15 protein-coding genes are annotated in these 17953 nt (G+C 58.6%); 6 read left to right on the top strand and 9 right to left on the bottom strand.

Going from position 1 to position 17953, the window contains the following annotated elements; translation table 11 throughout:
• Window positions 1–192: 192 nt before the first annotated feature.
• A complete protein-coding gene (gene dacB, locus IOD17_RS06620) occupies window positions 193–1641 on the top strand; it encodes a D-alanyl-D-alanine carboxypeptidase/D-alanyl-D-alanine-endopeptidase (protein ID WP_233684271.1) in 1449 nt (482 codons plus the stop codon).
• A gap of 38 nt (window positions 1642–1679) precedes the next feature.
• Here dacB and IOD17_RS06615 read toward each other — a convergent pair whose 3' ends face one another.
• A complete protein-coding gene (locus IOD17_RS06615) occupies window positions 1680–2153 on the bottom strand; it encodes a MarR family winged helix-turn-helix transcriptional regulator (protein ID WP_233684270.1) in 474 nt (157 codons plus the stop codon).
• Between the two features lie 111 nt (window positions 2154–2264).
• On the opposite strand from IOD17_RS06615, the gene IOD17_RS06610 reads away from it, so the two are divergent.
• The 5 genes from IOD17_RS06610 to IOD17_RS06590 all read left to right on the top strand — a co-directional run bounded on the left by IOD17_RS06610 (window position 2265) and on the right by IOD17_RS06590 (window position 10267).
• Window positions 2265–4034, top strand: a complete 1770-nt coding sequence (locus tag IOD17_RS06610; protein ID WP_233684269.1) for an N-acetylglutaminylglutamine amidotransferase — start codon at window positions 2265–2267, stop codon at window positions 4032–4034.
• Between the two features lie 72 nt (window positions 4035–4106).
• Window positions 4107–5843 carry an N-acetylglutaminylglutamine synthetase gene (gene ngg, locus IOD17_RS06605; RefSeq protein WP_233684268.1) on the top strand — a complete coding sequence of 579 codons (1737 nt, stop codon included), beginning with the start codon at window positions 4107–4109 and terminating at the stop codon, window positions 5841–5843.
• Between the two features lie 82 nt (window positions 5844–5925).
• Window positions 5926–7116 (top strand): osmoprotectant NAGGN system M42 family peptidase, encoded by a 1191-nt coding sequence (locus tag IOD17_RS06600; protein WP_233684267.1) that lies wholly within the window; start codon window positions 5926–5928, stop codon window positions 7114–7116.
• 80 nt (window positions 7117–7196) lie between these two features.
• A complete protein-coding gene (locus tag IOD17_RS06595; RefSeq protein ID WP_233684266.1) occupies window positions 7197–9950 on the top strand; it encodes a hybrid sensor histidine kinase/response regulator in 2754 nt (917 codons plus the stop codon).
• Window positions 9951–10018: 68 nt separating this feature from the next.
• Window positions 10019–10267 carry a YheU family protein gene (locus IOD17_RS06590; protein WP_233684265.1) on the top strand — a complete coding sequence of 83 codons (249 nt, stop codon included), beginning with the start codon at window positions 10019–10021 and terminating at the stop codon, window positions 10265–10267.
• Window positions 10268–10273: 6 nt separating this feature from the next.
• On the opposite strand, the gene IOD17_RS06585 is transcribed toward IOD17_RS06590, so the two are convergent.
• The 8 genes from IOD17_RS06585 to IOD17_RS06550 form a co-directional block, all read right to left on the bottom strand.
• A complete protein-coding gene (locus IOD17_RS06585) occupies window positions 10274–10702 on the bottom strand; it encodes a hypothetical protein (protein ID WP_233684264.1) in 429 nt (142 codons plus the stop codon).
• Window positions 10703–10800: 98 nt separating this feature from the next.
• Window positions 10801–11967 (bottom strand): CynX/NimT family MFS transporter, encoded by a 1167-nt coding sequence (locus IOD17_RS06580; protein ID WP_233684263.1) that lies wholly within the window; start codon window positions 11965–11967, stop codon window positions 10801–10803.
• 127 nt (window positions 11968–12094) lie between these two features.
• The gene (locus IOD17_RS06575) at window positions 12095–12901 is read right to left on the bottom strand and encodes an SDR family oxidoreductase (RefSeq protein ID WP_233684262.1); all 807 of its coding nucleotides are present in this window, start codon (window positions 12899–12901) and stop codon (window positions 12095–12097) included.
• Between the two features lie 103 nt (window positions 12902–13004).
• Entirely contained in the window at window positions 13005–13376 is a 372-nt protein-coding gene (locus tag IOD17_RS06570) for a DUF2784 domain-containing protein (RefSeq protein WP_233684261.1), read from the bottom strand.
• Window positions 13377–13467: 91 nt separating this feature from the next.
• A complete protein-coding gene (locus tag IOD17_RS06565; protein WP_233684260.1) occupies window positions 13468–13791 on the bottom strand; it encodes a ComEA family DNA-binding protein in 324 nt (107 codons plus the stop codon).
• Window positions 13792–13912: 121 nt separating this feature from the next.
• Window positions 13913–15895 carry a polysaccharide biosynthesis protein gene (locus tag IOD17_RS06560; RefSeq protein WP_233684259.1) on the bottom strand — a complete coding sequence of 661 codons (1983 nt, stop codon included), beginning with the start codon at window positions 15893–15895 and terminating at the stop codon, window positions 13913–13915.
• 36 nt (window positions 15896–15931) lie between these two features.
• The gene (locus IOD17_RS06555) at window positions 15932–16951 is read right to left on the bottom strand and encodes an MraY family glycosyltransferase (RefSeq protein ID WP_233684258.1); all 1020 of its coding nucleotides are present in this window, start codon (window positions 16949–16951) and stop codon (window positions 15932–15934) included.
• Window positions 16948–17922: an NAD-dependent epimerase/dehydratase family protein gene (locus tag IOD17_RS06550; protein WP_233684257.1), complete on the bottom strand. Its 975-nt coding sequence runs from the start codon at window positions 17920–17922 to the stop codon at window positions 16948–16950. The genes IOD17_RS06555 and IOD17_RS06550 overlap by 4 nt, the downstream gene beginning before the upstream one ends.
• Window positions 17923–17953: the final 31 nt, after the last annotated feature.

The raw sequence follows: 17953 nt of genomic DNA, 5'->3' as shown, positions 1-17953 counted from the left end.
TCGCGGCTTGCGTGCCCGCTTCGAAGACGACAGGTCAGTCGATAAACGCAGAAAGCACCGCCAACAGCATTGGCAACCACGCCGCCAACACTGGAATGGGGCATAATCGCGGGCATCATCCCAAGCCGCGACGAGCCCCCATTACATGCCTCGCCTCATCGTTGTTGTCCCTCATCTGGAGGGTTGCCACCCATGATCAAATCCCTGCGTCGCCTGGCCATTGCCAGCCTGCTGTTGCCTGTATGCCTGCCGCTGGCTGCCGCCAATGGCGGTTTGTCGAACAAGGTTCAGCAGTCGCTGAAAGCCAACAAGATCAGCAGCCAGTCGCTGTCGGTGGCCACCGTGCCGCTCAACGGCCCCGGCAGCAGCAATTTCTTCAATGCCGACATCTCGGTTAACCCCGCCTCCACCATGAAACTGGTCACCACCTACGCAGCGCTTGAGTTGCTCGGCCCGACCCACCAGTGGAAAACCGAGTTCTTCACCGACGGCCAACTGAAGAATGGCGTGCTCAACGGCAACCTGTACCTCAAGGGTGGCGGCGACCCCAAGCTGAACATGGAAAAGCTCTGGCTGATGATGCGCGACCTGCGTGCCAACGGCGTACTGCAGGTGACGGGCGACCTGGTGCTCGACCGCAGCCACTTTGTGCAGCCACAGTTACCGAGTTTTAATGACGATGGCGGCGACTCTAACAAGCCATTCCTGGTTACCCCGGACTCCCTGCTGGTCAACCTCAAGGCGCTGCGTTTTATCGCCCGCACCGAAGGCGGCAAAGTGCATATCGCCGCTGAGCCGCCGATTGCCGATATTCGCATCGACAACCGCGTCAAAGCCCTGCCGGCTGCCAAATGCCCAGGCTGGCCAGATGTACGCTACAACCCGGTCACCGAATTCGACGGCACCACGGTCATCGTCACCGGCAAGCTGGCCGAAGGCTGCAGTTCGCAGACTTATCTCTCACTGCTCGATCACCCTGGCTACGCTGCCGGTGCCGTCCGCGCCATCTGGCAGGAACTGGGTGGCAGCATCATGGGCAAGAACCGCCTCGGCCCGGTCCCGGAGAAGGCTCGACTGCTGGCCCGCGCCTACTCGCCGGACCTGACCGAAATCATCCGCGACATCAACAAATACAGTAACAACACCATGGCCCGGCAGCTATTCCTCAGCCTCGGCGCACAGTTCCGCACCTCCGCCGACCAGGACGACAGCAAGGCCGCGCAACGGGTGATCCGCAGCTGGCTGGCGCGCAAGGGCATCACTGCGCCGCATCTGGTAATGGAAAACGGCTCAGGGCTGTCACGTGCCGAGCGAGTCAGCGCACGGGAAATGGCCACCCTGCTGCAAGCGGCCTGGAAAAGCCCCTACGCCGCCGAATTCATGGCCTCGCTGCCATTGGTAGCCATGGACGGCACCATGCGCAAACGTCTGCACCGCACCCCGCTGGTAGGCGAAGCGCGAATCAAGACCGGTACGCTGAACAACGTGCGCGCCATCGCCGGCTTCAGCCGCGACAGCAACGGTAACAGCTGGGCCGTGGTGGCCATCCTCAACGACCCACGCCCCTGGGGCGCCTCGTCGATTCTTGATCAGGTACTGCTGGATCTATACAAGCAGCCCAAGCTCAGCGCTCAGCGTTAGTCGCTCGACCAACCCCGCACCGATTCAGGTGCGGGGTTCTACTCCATCTCCCCACACAGCTGCGCCGCGCGTAACAGCGCGGCGGTCAGGCTGTGCCGCTCCCACTCCTGCAATCCGGCAAAGCGTTCGACAAACTCCGGCGGCAGCAGGCTCGGTGCCTGTTGCAGCAGCGTGCGCCCCGGCTCGCTGAGCAGCAACCACTGCCGGCGTCGGTCCTGATCGTCACGCTGGCGTTGCAGCAGGCCCTTTTCCTCCAAACGGTCGAGCATGCCCGACAGGGTCGCCGCCGTGAGACTGACTCGACCGCTGAGGTCACTGGCCGTCAGCCGTGTTTCCCCCGCCAGCACCTGCAAAATCATCAACTGCATCGGCGTCAGCCCACCAAAGCGGCCGAGGCGTTTAGCATGCACTTCACCGGCCTGCTGCAAACGCCGCAAGGCCTGAAACAGCGGTAGCTCAAAGGCCACGACAGATGACAAATATATTTCAGTAGAAACCTTTTTACCAGCCATAAACGCCTTTTAATTCGATATAAAACTTTGACATGAAAGCATTATTTTGTTTTGGTGTAAAAGGTTCGGCAGCCCCGAACCACTCCCCAACGGCAATACCGGTAAGGAATTATGTGCGCAATCGCTGGAGAATTACGTTTTGATCAACGACCGGCCGACCTGGCTGCAGTCGAGCGAATCACCCACCACATGGCCGCTCGCGGCCCAGATGCCCACGGCTTTCACAGCCAGGGCCCACTCGCCCTCGGCCACCGCCGCCTGAAGATCATGGACCTGGCTGAAGCCTCCGGCCAGCCGATGATCGACAGCGAGCTGGGCCTGACGATGGTGTTCAACGGCGCCATCTACAACTACCCGGAACTGCGCGAAGAACTGAAAGCCCTCGGCTACCGCTTCTTCTCCGATGGCGACACTGAAGTGCTGCTCAAGGGCTACCACGCCTGGGGCACCGACCTGCTGCCCAAGCTCAATGGCATGTTCGCCTTCGCCATCTGGGAGCGTGACCGCCAGCAGCTGTTCATCGCCCGCGACCGCCTCGGGGTCAAGCCGCTTTACCTGTCGTGTACCGGCGAACGCCTGCGCTTTGCCTCCAGCCTGCCTGCACTGCTGGCTGGCGGTGACATCGGCAAAACCCTCGACCCCGTCGCCCTCAACCACTACCTGAACTTCCACGCTGTGGTGCCGGCACCGCGCACCCTGCTGGCCGGGGTGGAGAAACTGGCACCGGCCAGCTGGATGCGTATCGACGCCCAAGGCAACTGTGAACAGCAGACCTGGTGGAACCTGGCATTCGGCCCGCAGCGCGAGGAAATCGCTTTCGGCCTGGAAGAATGGCAAGAGCGCGTTCTCGACGGCATGCGCGAAGCCGTGTCGATCCGCCAGCGCGCTGCCGTGGATGTCGGCGTGCTGCTCTCCGGCGGCGTCGATTCAAGCATGCTGGTCGGGCTGCTGCGTGAGGCCGGGGTGGACAACCTGTCGACCTTCTCCATCGGCTTTCAGGATGCCGGCGGCGAGCGCGGCGACGAGTTCCAGTATTCCGACCTGATCGCCGAGCACTTTGCCACCCGTCACCATCAGCTGCGCATTGGCGAACACGAGATTCTCGAACAACTGCCCGCCGCCTTCCGTGCCATGAGCGAGCCGATGGTCAGCCACGACTGCATCGCCTTCTACCTGCTGTCACGCGAGGTGGCTAAACACTGCAAAGTGGTGCAGAGCGGCCAGGGCGCCGATGAGCTGTTCGCCGGCTACCACTGGTACCCGCAAGTGGACGCCGCCGAAGATGCCTTCGCCGCGTACCGCGCGGCGTTCTTCGACCGGGATTACGACGAGTACGCCGCCTGCGTGCAGCCTGCATGGCTGACTGGCGACATGGCCGGCGACTTCGTCCGTGAGCATTTCGCCCAGCCCGGCGCCGTGGCCGCCGTGGACAAGGCGCTGCGTCTGGACAGCACGGTGATGCTGGTCGATGACCCGGTCAAACGGGTCGACAACATGACCATGGCCTGGGGCCTGGAGGCGCGCACGCCGTTCCTCGACTATCGCCTGGCCGAGCTTTCCGCGCGTATTCCTGGGCGCTTCAAGCTGCCCGATGGCGGCAAGCATGTGCTCAAGGAAGCAGCACGTAAGGTGATCCCCAGCGCCGTCATCGACCGGCCCAAAGGGTATTTCCCGGTGCCCGGCCTCAAGCACTTGGAAGGCGCCACTCTGGGCTGGGTGCGCGACCTGCTGCTCGACCCCAGCCAGGATCGCGGCCTGTTCAACCCGGCCATGCTCGATCGCTTGCTGAGTGACCCGCACAGTCAACTGACGCCTTTGCGCGGCTCCAAGCTGTGGCAGTTGGCGGCGCTCAATCTCTGGCTCAACGAACACGGTTTGTAGAGCGCTGCGGTGGCTGGGCACACACCCGCCACCGCTGCATCCGCCTCCTGCTCATCGCCAAGGACCTTTCCAATGCGTGCCACTGCCTTTAACCAACGCCTGCTGCGCGGTCAGGCGCCCTCCTACGAGCGCCTGACCGCGCGCCTGGCTGAGGATCACAGCGCCCCGCCCAGCCAACCGCACGCCGTGCATTGCGGCTGGGGCCGTCTGCTGATCGGCCACACTTATCCGGATGCCGCTGCCCTGGCCAGTGAATTGCTGGCTGAGCAACCCGGCGAGCGCGATATCGCGCTTTACGTAGCCGCGCCGCACCAGGTGCTGGCGCAAGCGCCGCAGCAGCTGTTTCTCGACCCTTCCGATACGCTGCGCCTGTGGTTTACCGACTACCGCCCCGCACGCCGCAGCTTTCGCGGTTACCGCGTACGCCGTGCGCAGAATGCCGAGGATTGGCAGGCGATCAACGCCCTGTATCAGCTGCGCGGCATGCTGCCAATCGAGCCCGACAAACTCACCCCGCGCCACCTCGGCGGACCGGTGTACTGGCTGGCCGAGGATGAGGACAGCGGCGCGGTGATCGGCAGCGTGATGGGCCTCAACCACCACAAGGCCTATCAGGACCCAGACCATGGCAGCAGCCTGTGGTGCCTGGCAGTCGACCCGCGCTGCAGCCGGCCTGGGGTCGGCGAGGTGCTGGTACGCCACCTGATCGAACACTTTATGAGCCGCGGCCTGAGCCACCTGGATCTGTCCGTGCTGCACGACAACCAGCAGGCCAAAAGCCTGTACGCCAAACTGGGCTTTCGCGAGCTGCAGACCTTCAGCATCAAGCGCAAGAACGGTATCAACGAAGCCCTGTTCCTCGGCCCCGGCCCGCACACGCCGATGAACCCTTACGCACGAATCATCGTCGATGAAGCGCTGCGACGCGGCATTGAGGTGCAGGTCGACGACGCCGACGCCGGACTGTTCACCTTGAGTCACGGCGGCCGACGCATCCGCTGTCGGGAATCGCTGAGCGACCTGACCAGCGCGGTGAGCATGACCCTGTGCCAGGACAAGCGCCTGACCCACCGCGCCCTGGCCCGCGCAGGCTTGCACCTGCCAGCCCAACGTCTGGCCGGCAGCGCTGAGGACAACGCCGCGTTTCTCGCCGAGCACGGCAGCCTGGTGGTCAAGCCAGTGGATGGCGAGCAAGGCCAGGGCGTGGCGGTGGATCTGCGCACGCCACTGGATGTGCAGGACGCCATAGAACGCGCCAGCACCTTCGACAGCCGCGTCTTGCTGGAAAGCTTTCACCCTGGTTTTGATCTGCGCATTCTGGTGATCGGCTTTGCCGTGGTCGCCGCCGCTATTCGCCGCCCGGCGGAAGTGATCGGCGATGGTCAGCACAGCATCGGTGAGCTGATCGACGCGCAGAGCCGCCGCCGACAAGCCGCCACCGAAGGTGAAAGCCGCATCCCCAAAGACGCTGAGACCCTGCGCACCCTGCATGCCGCCGGAGTGGATTACGACAGCGTGCTGCCGGCCGGCCAGCGCCTGGCCGTGCGCAAAACTGCCAACCTGCACACCGGCGGCAGCCTGGAGGACGTCACCGACATCCTTCACCCAGCACTGGCCGATGCAGCGGTAAAGGCCGCCCGCGCCCTGGATATCCCGGTGGTCGGCCTCGACTTGCTGGTGCCTGCAGCCGATCAACCCGAGTACGTGTTTATCGAAGCCAACGAACGCGCCGGTCTGGCCAACCACCAGCCGCAACCCACCGCCGAGCGCTTTATCGACCTGCTGTTCCCGCTTAGCCAGGTGGATTGAAGCATCAGCAGATCCGTGGCCCAGCGTTATCCACCCCACGAGATCGCAGGCCTCTAGAACATTTTTCGCAAGGAGCACCTGTATGCAAAAACTCCCCGAACCCGACCTCGCCTATCTGCAGAAAGTACTGCTAGAAATGCTCGCCATTCCCAGCCCTACCGGTTTTACCGACACCATCGTGCGCTACGTCGCCGAACGCCTGGAGGAAATCGGTATCCCCTTCGAGATGACCCGCCGCGGCACCATTCGTGGCACCCTCAAAGGCAAACAGAGCAGCCCGGACCGCGCGGTTTCGGCGCACCTGGACACCATTGGCGCGATCGTCCGCGAGTTGCAGGACAACGGTCGCCTGGGCCTGGCCGCCGTCGGCTGCTGGTCAAGCCGTTTTGCCGAGGGCAGCCGCGTCAGCGTATTTACCGACCAGGGCGTGATTCGCGGTAGCGTGCTGCCACTGATGGCCTCGGGACACGCCTTCAATACCGCCGTGGACCAATTGCCGATCAGTTGGGACCACGTCGAACTGCGCCTGGATGCTTACTGCAGCACCCGCGCTGACTGCGAATCACTGGGCATCTCAGTGGGCGACTTCGTCGCTTTCGACCCGCTACCCGAATTCACCGAGAGCGGTCATATCAGCGCGCGCCACCTGGATGACAAGGCCGGCGTTGCGGCGCTGCTCACCGCGCTCAAGGCCATCCAGGAAAGCGGCCTGGAACCAGAGATCGACTGCCACCCGCTGTTTACCATCACCGAAGAAGTCGGTTCTGGTGCGGCAGCCGCCCTGCCCTGGGATGTCAGCGAGTTTGTTGGCATCGATATCGCACCGGTCGCGCCAGGCCAGCAGTCCAGCGAGCACACCATCAGCGTGGCCATGCAGGACTCCGGCGGGCCTTACGACTATCACCTATCACGCCAGCTGCTGCGTCTGGCCAGCGAATATGAAATTCCGGTACGCCGCGACCTGTTTCGCTACTACCACAGCGATGCGCAATCGGCCGTCACTGCCGGCCACGACATCCGCACCGCACTGCTGGCCTTCGGCTGCGATGCCACCCATGGCTACGAACGCACGCATATCGACAGCCTCAACGCCCTCAGTCGCCTGCTCACAGCATACCTGCTCAGCCCACCGGTATTTGCCAGCGATGCTCAGCCAGCACAGGGCTCGCTGGAGCGTTTCAGCCATCAACTGGAACATGATGCACAGATGGCCAGCGACACCCGCGTGCCCAGCGTTGACAGCCTGTTGCGCCCACGTGATCAGGACGCTTGAAGGGTCGCGCGCATCAGGGCAAAGTGATGGCATGACGCGGGGCCGGATCAGGCCTCAGAAAATAATATTGAGGTCGCTGAATGCCTCGGATTTGGCTGGCGGTAGTGCTCTTCTGGCTGTGCGGATCGGCGTGGGCGCTGCAGCCTGCAACGCTGGATAACAGTGATCTGCGCCTGTCACTGGGCCCCGCCATGGCCTACCTGGAAGACCCCCAGGGTGACATGAGCATCGAACAGGTCGCGGCCCTGGCGGATGAACGCTTCACCCCAGTGCAAGGCCCGCACGCCAACCTCGGCAAGAATGACTCCACCTGGTGGTTCAAGATCCGCCTGAACAACGTGCTGGCGCAGAACCTGGCCGGCTACCTGGAAATCAACTACCCACTACTCGATCACCTGCAGGTGTTTCTGAGCCATACCGATGGCCAGTGGCAGATGCAGGAAAGCGGCGACCGTTATGCCTTCTCCCAGCGCCTGGTGCAGGTGCGCAACTTCTGGTTCCCACTTGAACTGCCCACCGGCGAGAGCACGCTACTGATTCGGGTGAAGACCAGCAGCACGATCTTCATGCCGGTGTTCTTCAGCACCTACCAGGCCAGCGCTGCCGCCCAGGAAAACCTTATGGGCTTCAACGGCGCGTTCTATGGCGTGCTGTTTGCGATGTTCTGCTACAACCTGTTCCTGTTTATTTCACTGCGCGAATCCGCCTACTTCTGGTACCTGGCCTACAACCTCAACGTCGGTGTGCTGGCGGCCTGCTTTGACGGCATGCTGTTCAAACTGCTGCCTGAGCATGTGGCCTTCCAGTCAGTAAGCATCTACATCCTGATGTACCTGCACTGCCTGACGGCGATTCAGTTCAGCCGGCATTTCCTGCATGCGCCGCAGTACTTCCCACGCCTGGATACTGGCCTGCGCCTGCTGATGCTGGTGTGTGCCGGCTGTCTGTTGTCAGTGCCGCTGATCGGCTTCAGCGCCTGGAATATCCTCGCCAGCGTCACGGTTTCACTGGTCTCGCTGACCCTGTTGCTCACCGGCCTGTATATCTGGCGCCGCGGCGTACGCTACGGCTCCTACTACACCCTGGCCTGGGCCATCCTGCTGTTCGCCTTTATTCAGGCCACCACCGGCTCGCTCGGCTTGGAAGTGTTGGGCGTGTTCGGTGCTACGGCGGTGAAGATTGGTGTGACCATCGAACTGATCACCCTGTCCATCGGCCTGGCCGATCGCATCAACCTGCTCAAGGAGGAAGGCTTCCAGTCTCGCCGCGCCGCCGAGCAGGCGGAAATCGAGAACCTGGCCAAGAGCCGCTTCCTGGCCAAGATGAGCCACGAAATCCGCACCCCGCTCAATGGCGTGCTGGGCATGCTGCAGCTGCTCAAGGAAACACCGCTGGATCGCAGCCAGCGCTTCTATGTCGACACCATTTCCAGCTCCGGCAGCTCGCTGATGGCGGTGATCAACGACATCCTCGATTACGCGCGTATCGAATCCGGCAAGCTCAGCCTGGAACATATCGAGTTCGATCTGGAGGAGCTGATTTCCGACACCCTCAGCCTGTTCACCGGACAAGCCCTGGACAAGCGCCTGCGCCTCTACGTCAGCCTGGAAAGTGGCGTACCGCGTCGCGCCCAGGGTGATCCGACGCGACTCAAGCAGGTGCTGATGAACCTGCTCAGCAACGCCCTGAAATTCACCGCCGAAGGTCATGTGGCGCTGAATGTCTGCCGGCGCAATGACTCCCAGGGCAATCCGCACCTGGTGTTCGCCATCAGCGACAGCGGTATCGGCATCAGCGACCAGGCCCTGACCCAGTTGTTCGAATCCTTCGCCCAGGGCGACTCCAGCACCACCCGCCGCTATGGCGGCAGCGGCCTGGGCCTGGCGATCAGCAAGGAACTGGTGGAGATGATGGGCGGCCGTATCGAGGTGCAAAGCACCCCGGGCCAGGGCACACGCTTTGCCTTCGATATTCCGCAGGCAGACGAACCGCTGCCCACCGACCCGCTGCATGAGTTGCTCAAGGGCCGCACCGCGCTGCTCACCTCACTCGACGGCCTGGGACTGGATGCCTTGAGCCGCCTGCTCGGGCGCTGGGGCATGCGCACCGAGCGCTGCCAGAACCCGGAAACCCTGCACGGCTACCTGGAAGACTTCGCCGCACCGCCGCTGCTGGTACTGATGGCGCCGTGGCCGGGCAGCATCCAGCACTGGCTGGATTCGCTGCGTCCGCTGCTGCAGCCAGGTCAACGCGTGCTGCTGCTCTGCGCCCCGGAGCAATGTCAGCAATTGCCCAACTCTGGCGGCCTGCGCTTGCTCGGTCTGCCGCAGCCGCTGGCGATCAATGCCCTGCGCAGTGCACTGCTGGAACTCTATGAAGAACCGCGTGCTGCAGAGATCAAACCGCTACCGAAAACCCACACCGACACCGGCAGTGCGCCCTGCATCCTGGTGGCTGAAGACAACCCGGTAAATCAGCTGGTCGTCCAAGGCTTTCTGAAAAAGCGCGGCTACAACGTGCGCCTGGTGACCAACGGCCTGGCGGCACTCAACGAATACCAGCGCGACCCGAGCGCCACGCAACTGATCCTGATGGACTGTGAAATGCCGGAAATGGATGGCTTCGAAGCCACCCGGCAGATCCGCCGCCTGGAGCGCCAGAACAACCTGCCAGCGGTGCCGATCATCGCGCTGACCGCACATATCCTCGATGAGCACCGCCAGCACGGAGTCGACTCAGGAATGAATGACTTCCTCGGCAAACCGCTAGACAGCGCCAAGCTGTACAGCACCCTGGAAACCTACCTGCTGCCTACTGAACCCTCCGTCCAGTAACTGCACGGCAAACATGGCCAGGCTGGACGGCGCACGTTAGGATCGCGCTGCCTTTTGGAGACCCTACCGTGCTGATCCCCTATCACCTGCTTGAAGCTGACACCCTGACCCGCCTGATCGAAGACTTCGTCACCCGTGACGGCACCGATAACGGCGACGAAACCCCGCTGGATACGCGTATCGAACGGGTACGTCACGCATTGAGCAAAGGCCAGGCAGTGATTGTGTTCGATGCGGACAGCCAGCAATGCCAGCTGGCGTTGAAGCGTGATGTACCGAAAGAATGGCTGGATGCACTTGAAGGGCTGGACGATTAAAGGCGCTTAACCGCGTAACCCACCCTCGCGCTCCCACGCGCAACGCACGCGCAACTCACCTTCCTGCGGGCTGTGAAAGCCGTTATCCGACTCCCAGCGAAAGGTGTGGGTGCCGTTCAGCTCGGTTTCCAGATGCACCACCGCGCTGGCCCAGTACAGGCGTTTGAGCAACGCCTCGAACTGCTTGATCCACAGGCTCCACTCATACTCCACCGTGCGATAGCTGGCGCCGAAGTGGATCACCTGAGTCTGGTACAGGCCGTCACCCGGTTGCTCGCAACAGGCAAACATTTCCCTACCGAGAAAACTCCAGACATCGCCCGCCGGCAGCTCATCGAGCACCTGGCGATTGATCTCACGGCGCAAACGGCTTTCCGCCGGGCTATCCGACGGCCAGTCACGGATGCAACCATAAACGATGGATTCCGACTCCACGCAGGCACTCCAGCAAATCAAGGCTGCCTTCTATCACAGCCCCGGAGGCCAAGGAAGGAACTGCTGCCAAATAAGCGTTATCAGCGGCAAAACCCGCCTCAGCCAGAACTGCGCGACGGGCCATGGCGCATCAGCCAGGCCAGCAGCGTCATCAGTAACGCCAGCACTGTGAGCACCATAAAGGGCAGCTGATAACTACCCGCCAGATCGCGGGCCAGACCGGTCAGCACCGGAGTCAGGCACGCCAGGCTGTAACCCATGCACAGCATCATCGCCGTCCAGCGGCTGACCGCCAGTGGCGAGCCCGCTTCATACAACGGCAATACCAGGGACAGAGCAAATGAGCCGCCCAGGCCAAAGCCGATGGTCACCGCCCAGAGCTCGGGCAGTACCGTCGGCTGGAAGGTGATCATGATCAGACTGACCGATGACAACAGACCACATCCCATCAGCAACAGATAGCGATTGTGGAACCGTTGCGCCAACCAAGGCAGCAGGAATGAACTGGGCAAGCCCATCAGCATCGACACACTGAACAAGCTGTTACTGTGCAACAAGCTCAACCCAGCCTCGTGATACCGCGCCACCGCCCAGGTGGCCAGGGCATAGAACAGCCCCGCCTGAATAGCAAAGAATGCACTGATCAGCCAGGCTCGCGGGCTGCCCCAGGGCAGGCCGGTACCCGCAGCGTCAGCATCCGCTTCGGCGCGATTGGGCAGGCACAGCCAGAGCAGCAAGCCCAACAACGCAGGCAATGCCCATACGGCCAGCCCATGGGTCCAGTCATCACTTAGCCATTGGGTGGCCGGCACGGTCAGCACCGCGCCGCCAGCGCCGCCAATTGCCATGCTCAGCGAATACCAACCCACCACGCTGCCCATACGCCCGGCGAAATGACGTTTGATAAACCCCGAGAGCAGCGGCCCCGCAACCGCGATGGCCGCCCCCAGCAACACCGCACTGCCAATCAGAATGGCGCTGGCATGTCCGACCAGACGTAGCAGCAGCGCAGCGGCAATCAATGCCATACACAGGGCGATGGTGCGCTCGAGCCCAAAACGCACAGCCAGGCGTGGCGCGAAGGGTGCCAGCAGGCCCATGCACAGTACCGGTAAGGCAGTCGTCAGGCTGATCAGGCTGCGGCTCAAGGCCAGTTCTTCGGCAATCCGCTCGATCAGCGGTGCCAGGGAGGTGATGCCGGGCCGCAAGTTGATTGCAGCCAGAACCAGGGCCAGCAACAACAAGGCCCGCGGGAAAGGTTTCACAGAAATACCATCAGTTTCGCGGCCATGCCGACATGACCGCAAACCCTAACGCCCGAGCCCGCAGCAGGCAAGCCCAAGCACCGATTAAGCTGACCGGATGATCAACAAGATCACCCTCACACTGGCATCACTTGCTGCGTGGAGCACGCATCTTGTCGGCCATGGCGGTCATTTCGTTGTACAGCAACTGCGGGTTCTTCTGCTTAACGGCCCAGGCCATGCGGCCCTGCTCGTGGGGCAGGATCATAAACTCGCCCTTGGCAATTTCCTGATAGATGTAGTCGGCAATATCCGCCGCACTGATCGGTGAGCTTTCCAGCAGCTTGCCGACCTGCGCCTTCATCGCTGGCGTTGGGCCACGGAAGGAATCCAGCAGGTTGGTCTGGAAGAACGATGGGCACACCACATGCACACTGACTTCATGGAGCTTCAATTCGATCAGCAGGCTTTCCGACAGGGCCACTACACCGGCCTTGGCCACGTTGTAGTTGCTCATCGCCGGCCCCTGCATCAAAGCCGCCATGGAGGCGATATTGACGATCTTGCCTTTGCTCTTTTCCAGCAGCGGCAGGAAGGCCTTGCAGCCCTTGACCACGCCCATCAGGTTGATCGCGATCTGCCAATCCCAGTCCTCCAGCGACAGCTCACTGAAGAACCCACCAGACGCCACGCCGGCGTTGTTGACGATCACATCAATGCCACCCAGCTTCTCTTCACAGGCCTGCGCAAACGCCGTCAGCTGGCTGTAGTCGCGCACATCGCAGCGCTGGGTGAAACCATCACCACCCGCCTCACGCACCAGTTGCAGGGTTTCCACCAAGCCTGGCTCATTGACATCCGACAGCGCCAACTGCCAGCCCTCACGCGCCCAACGCAAGGCAATCTCACGCCCCAAACCTGAACCCGCGCCGGTGATCATCATGCGATTTTGCATAGAAAGCTGCCTTTGCTGCTGTGATTGATGGGGCCAGTGTAGCTGGGGAAATTATCTTGCCCGCACACCATCATCCATCTGAATAAGGCGGCCTAAGCCCCACTCACAACCGCCGCCAGCGTTGCCTGAGAATTGCGGCATAGATAAGGCCATTGAGCAGCAGCACAATCAGCCCTAAGACCACCTGAATCTGCTGGGTCAAACCAGCCGGGTAGATGATCGGCAGCAGGTAGTGCTCAACAAAACCACCGCGGTACCCCGCCTGCCCGGCGGCCTGCCGCAAACTCTGCTCCAGCGGAGTCAATGGACAGGGCCAGTGCATCGACTCCACCAGCACACCCCACACGGCCGCCGGCACATGCAACCAGACCAAGACGCGCCACCGCCACACCAGCAAACCGCCCAGCAAGGCAAACAGAATAAACAGCAGATGAAAGACCACCACCGCATCTGCCGCGACTGCAGACCACAACATAAATCCTCACTGTTAATACGCGGCACACTTCAGCCAGAAAACAAAAAGGCCGGTTGATAACCGGCCTTGTTCAGCACAACAGATCAATGCATCAGTTGATACTCAACTTGTCGCGGTTCTTCTCCAGCGTAGCCTCGCCAATACCCTTGACCTCCAGCAACTCATCCACTGAAGCAAAGTCACCGTGTTCATCACGATAAGCCACAATCGCCTGCGCCTTGACCTCACCAATACCTTTCAGCTCACGCTGCAAGGTAGCGGCATCAGCCGTATTGAGATTGACCTTACTGATTGGAGCGACTTCGGTTACTGCAGCAGAAGGGGCTTGTTGCGTGGAAGTTTCAGCAGCAATGCTTGCAACAGAGAAAGTGGCAAGTAGAGCGAACAACAGTGACGACAGTTTGACTTTCAGCATATACGTATCCTTACGTTAGTTTTTTCTCAAGGCGTGGGACTTCCCTCTCCACGCTCTTGAAAACTAGCTGCTGTCATCCAGTTGTCAAATCACTGGAATTTTCATCACCTCACAGAGCGGACTAGGGCTCAACACTGCGCTTAACATGGATCCAGTCAACAATCTCACCTTCGGGCTTGTAACCGTTGACGGTTTCCCTCAGCAACTGCCGCACGCGCTCATAATCATCGCTCTCAACTGCAGCCAATAACTCGCCTAGGCGCTCCTTGAACTGCTCCCAAGGCAAATGCTCTTCATTGGCCCGCATGATCATCGGATGTTCGGTTGGGCTGACGTTATCGCCAATCAGCAGCTCTTCATAGAGTTTCTCGCCTGGCCGCAGGCCGGTGAACTCGATGGCGATATCGCCGTGCGGATTGCTTTCTGAGCGGACACTCAATCCGCTCAGATGAATCATCTTTTCAGCCAGCTCGGCAATTTTTACTGGCTGCCCCATATCCAGCACAAACACATCACCGCCCTGCCCCATAGCACCTGCCTGAATGACCAACTGAGCAGCTTCAGGGATCGTCATGAAATAACGAGTAATATTGGGGTGCGTCACTGTAACCGGACCACCGCGACGGATCTGCTCATGGAACAACGGAATAACCGAACCAGAAGACCCTAAAACATTGCCGAAGCGGACCATGGTAAAACGCGTTTTTCGGATTTGTGCAACGCTATCATCGCTAAACAGAAGTGGAGCAGCCTCACAGCTCAAAGCTTGCAGAACCATCTCAGCTAAACGCTTAGTACTGCCCATAACATTCGTTGGCCGCACAGCTTTATCGGTTGAAATAAGAACAAAGTTTTTAACCCCACTTCGAATAGACGCCTGGGCGGTATTCAACGTACCCAAGACATTATTTAGTAAGCCCTCTGCAACATTATGTTCAACCATAGGCACATGCTTATAGGCAGCCGCATGATAAACAGTATCGACCGCCCAAATTCGTATCAAATCGGCCATCCGGGCAGAGTTGCGTATAGAACCAAGTACAGGGACAAGCCTCACAACCAGAGACTCTCTTTTTACACGCGCTGATAATTCCGCATGAATACTATAAAGATTGAACTCACTATGATCTAAAAGTATCAGCAGCGCAGGACTATTACCAAGGATCTGCCGGCACAATTCAGAGCCAATGGAACCACCTGCACCAGTAACCATAACCGACTGACCACTGATACAACGCTCAAAAAGATCCCTGCGCGGAGGTACGGCATCGCGCCCCAGCAAATCAGCGATATCAACCTCTTGAATATCTTCGACTTTCACACGACCAGTGGCTAAGTCCATATAGCCTGGAACAGAACGGACATGCAGGGGGAATGTTTCAAGAAATTCTAATATCTCTCGACGCCGGGCGCGACTGGCAGATGGAATTGCCAGCAATATTTCCTGCGCCCCCGTTTCCTCGATCATTTGTTGGATATGCTTGGGCTTGTAAACCTGCAAGCCAGCGATAATGCGCGTAGCGATCCCATCATCATCATCAACGAATGCAACAGGCTGCATGACTCGACCGGCGCGCAATGCTGTTGCAAGTTGGTTACCCGCTGCCCCAGCGCCGTAAACAGCAACTTTTAACAAACCGTCACTACGCGACATAAAAGGCAACTGCTGCTTAACAGACAACCAATCACCCATAAAATACTGGCGCATGAGCAAGCGCAGCCCACCGATTAAAATCAGGCTAAGCCACCAATAATTTAGCACAAGAGAGCGAGGAACCAACACTGTAGGTTGGTACCAGTAAATAGCCAACGCCAAGAACAAGGCGGATAATGAAACAGCCTTGGCAATAGTAACCAATGCATCATTGCCAAAATAGCGCATTACCGCACGATACATGCCAAGCCGAATAAATATTGGAATAGCAATCAATGGCGCAAAGACAAATAACCACAAATACTCACCCAAAGGGTCAATGCGTGGCTCAAGACCTAATCGCACAACAAATGCAAGCCAAAGCGCAAGCCAAATCAGTAGCAAGTCTGCAAATAACTGAATACTACGCTTTATACGTCGTGGCAACTTCAACAAACGTTTACGTAGCATAAAGCCTCCTTGCATTGAAAAACTTACTCTGAGGTTTCATACCAGTCGCTCTCGTTGCCCTGCACCAAAATGTATGGCCAGCATTAGTAATGGAAAATAAGCCAACAACAAGGCCAACATGCCATCCACACGACCAGTTGCCACCGCCAGAGCCCAAGGCGTCAGCCAGAGCACGTTAATCAAAAAAACCGCTATTGTTACTGGCAAATGTCGACCATAACGACGCGAGGCTATTTGATAGGCATGACTTCTATGCGCCTCGTATAAAGCCTCACCGCGAAACAAGCGACAGAACAAGGTCCATGTCGCATCTACTACAAAAACACCGAGCAGAATCAACCAACTCCACATAAACGCTGCAGAAAGCCAACCAGAATACAAAGAAAGGCACGCCAGCGTTACCCCAAGAAACCCACTGCCCGCATCCCCCATAAAAATTTTTGCAGGCGGGAAATTCCAAATAAGAAAGCCACCAACAGCAGCAGCCAAAACCAGTGGCACTACAACATGCTCCGGATGGCCAGAACAGTAATAAATAAACGCAATTCCAACACAGACACTGATGGCCTCAACACTCGCAATACCATCAATTCCATCCATGAAATTATAGAGATTGAGCATCCATACGATATAAAACGCAGCAACCACATAGCCAAACCACATAAGATCGTAACTTGAGCCCAATATCAGCACAGGCGGCAAACCTTTAATAAAGCAAAGAATCCAACCCGCTGAAATAAAGTGGCCTAACAAACGCCATCGAGCAGCAATATGCCCGTGATCATCAAGAAAACCTAATATTGCGACACCTAGACCAGCGCCCAACAGCGCGACAAACAACCCTAAGTCTAAATATTCAAGATAAAACAATAGAACAAGCACACTCAGAAAACATACAACAATAGCAACACCACCACCCCGAGGAGTTGGCACTGAATGTGAACTGCGCGAGTTAGGAATATCTATCAGGCTACGCGACAACGCATAACGTCTTAAAAGCCCTGTTACCAGAAACACGGCAATCAATGTTATTATGCACAACCCAGCAATAATCATCTTTCAAAATCCAGATAGCGACTACCACTTAACCTGAGGGCATCAGCCGTTCGCAACGGGGCTCGCCAACCTAATAATATTTGAGCCTTGCCAATATCCACCTGCAAGTTTCCACACAACTGCTCATAACGTGAGGCAGCACCAATACATTTCGCAGCGAACGCCATCAACATAGGTGGAGCAGGAAAAATCTGCGATTTTTTACCCATACCTTCAGAAATATAGCCAATGATTTCTTTAGTACTCACATCTTCCCCATCCGCCACTAAAAACAGTTGATTTGCAGCGGCCGGATGACTGACACAAAAATATAGAAAATCCAGCAAATTTTCTAAAGCAATAACACTTCGATTATTATTGACATACGCTAACGGCAAAGGGATGCCACGTTTTACAAGCCTCAGTAACTTCGCAAAATTCCCTGGTGCGTGCGCAGCATAAACAAGTGGCGGACGAACTATAACCAAGTCCATACCCTGGCCGCTGACAAGGTCTTGCAATGCCAGTTCCGCTTCATATTTAGATTGTGCATAAGGCGCCTGAGGGGCAGGTAAGTCTTGCTCAGTAAAAGGCGTTCCCACAGTGCTCGAACCATTTACGCCAATTGAACTGATAAACACAAAACGGCGAACGCCCATCTCCAAGGCCTGTCTGGCCAGCGTCAGCGTTCCATGGAGATTCACTTCACGAAACTGAGCTAATTCATCAACAGATTGCCGCCCTAGCACATGTGCACGTCCAGCAGTATGCACAACCACATCGCACCCCAAGAGTGCGGGGCGCCAATCCGTGTCACGATCAAGCCCCTTGATTTCAACCCAGTCCCCAGATCGGTTTGGTAACTGACGCACAGCCCCCCTGACAGCCATATCGCGCCGTTGCAGAAACTCGTACAAAGCGCTACCAATAAATCCGCTCGCCCCCGTAATCAAGCAACGCGAAGCAATAGAACCACCGCAGGAAGTAATCACTCTGTCACCCAGCTATCAGCGCACTAAGACG

This window comes from Pseudomonas anguilliseptica, assembly GCF_021375795.1.
GTDB classification, from domain to species: Bacteria; Pseudomonadota; Gammaproteobacteria; order Pseudomonadales; family Pseudomonadaceae; genus Aquipseudomonas; species Aquipseudomonas anguilliseptica_A.
This window is presented reverse-complemented; position numbering and strand designations above follow the sequence as displayed.

Coding starts and splice junctions, on each gene's coding strand:
- dacB (WP_233684271.1), top strand. CDS start 193: ATGATCAAATCCCTGCGTCGCCTGGCCATTGCCAGCCTGCTGTTGCCT.
- IOD17_RS06615 (WP_233684270.1), bottom strand. CDS start 2,153: ATGGCTGGTAAAAAGGTTTCTACTGAAATATATTTGTCATCTGTCGTG.
- IOD17_RS06610 (WP_233684269.1), top strand. CDS start 2,265: ATGTGCGCAATCGCTGGAGAATTACGTTTTGATCAACGACCGGCCGAC.
- ngg (WP_233684268.1), top strand. CDS start 4,107: ATGCGTGCCACTGCCTTTAACCAACGCCTGCTGCGCGGTCAGGCGCCC.
- IOD17_RS06600 (WP_233684267.1), top strand. CDS start 5,926: ATGCAAAAACTCCCCGAACCCGACCTCGCCTATCTGCAGAAAGTACTG.
- IOD17_RS06595 (WP_233684266.1), top strand. CDS start 7,197: ATGCCTCGGATTTGGCTGGCGGTAGTGCTCTTCTGGCTGTGCGGATCG.
- IOD17_RS06575 (WP_233684262.1), bottom strand. CDS start 12,901: ATGCAAAATCGCATGATGATCACCGGCGCGGGTTCAGGTTTGGGGCGT.
- IOD17_RS06570 (WP_233684261.1), bottom strand. CDS start 13,376: ATGTTGTGGTCTGCAGTCGCGGCAGATGCGGTGGTGGTCTTTCATCTG.
- IOD17_RS06565 (WP_233684260.1), bottom strand. CDS start 13,791: ATGCTGAAAGTCAAACTGTCGTCACTGTTGTTCGCTCTACTTGCCACT.
- IOD17_RS06560 (WP_233684259.1), bottom strand. CDS start 15,895: ATGCTACGTAAACGTTTGTTGAAGTTGCCACGACGTATAAAGCGTAGT.
- IOD17_RS06555 (WP_233684258.1), bottom strand. CDS start 16,951: ATGATTATTGCTGGGTTGTGCATAATAACATTGATTGCCGTGTTTCTG.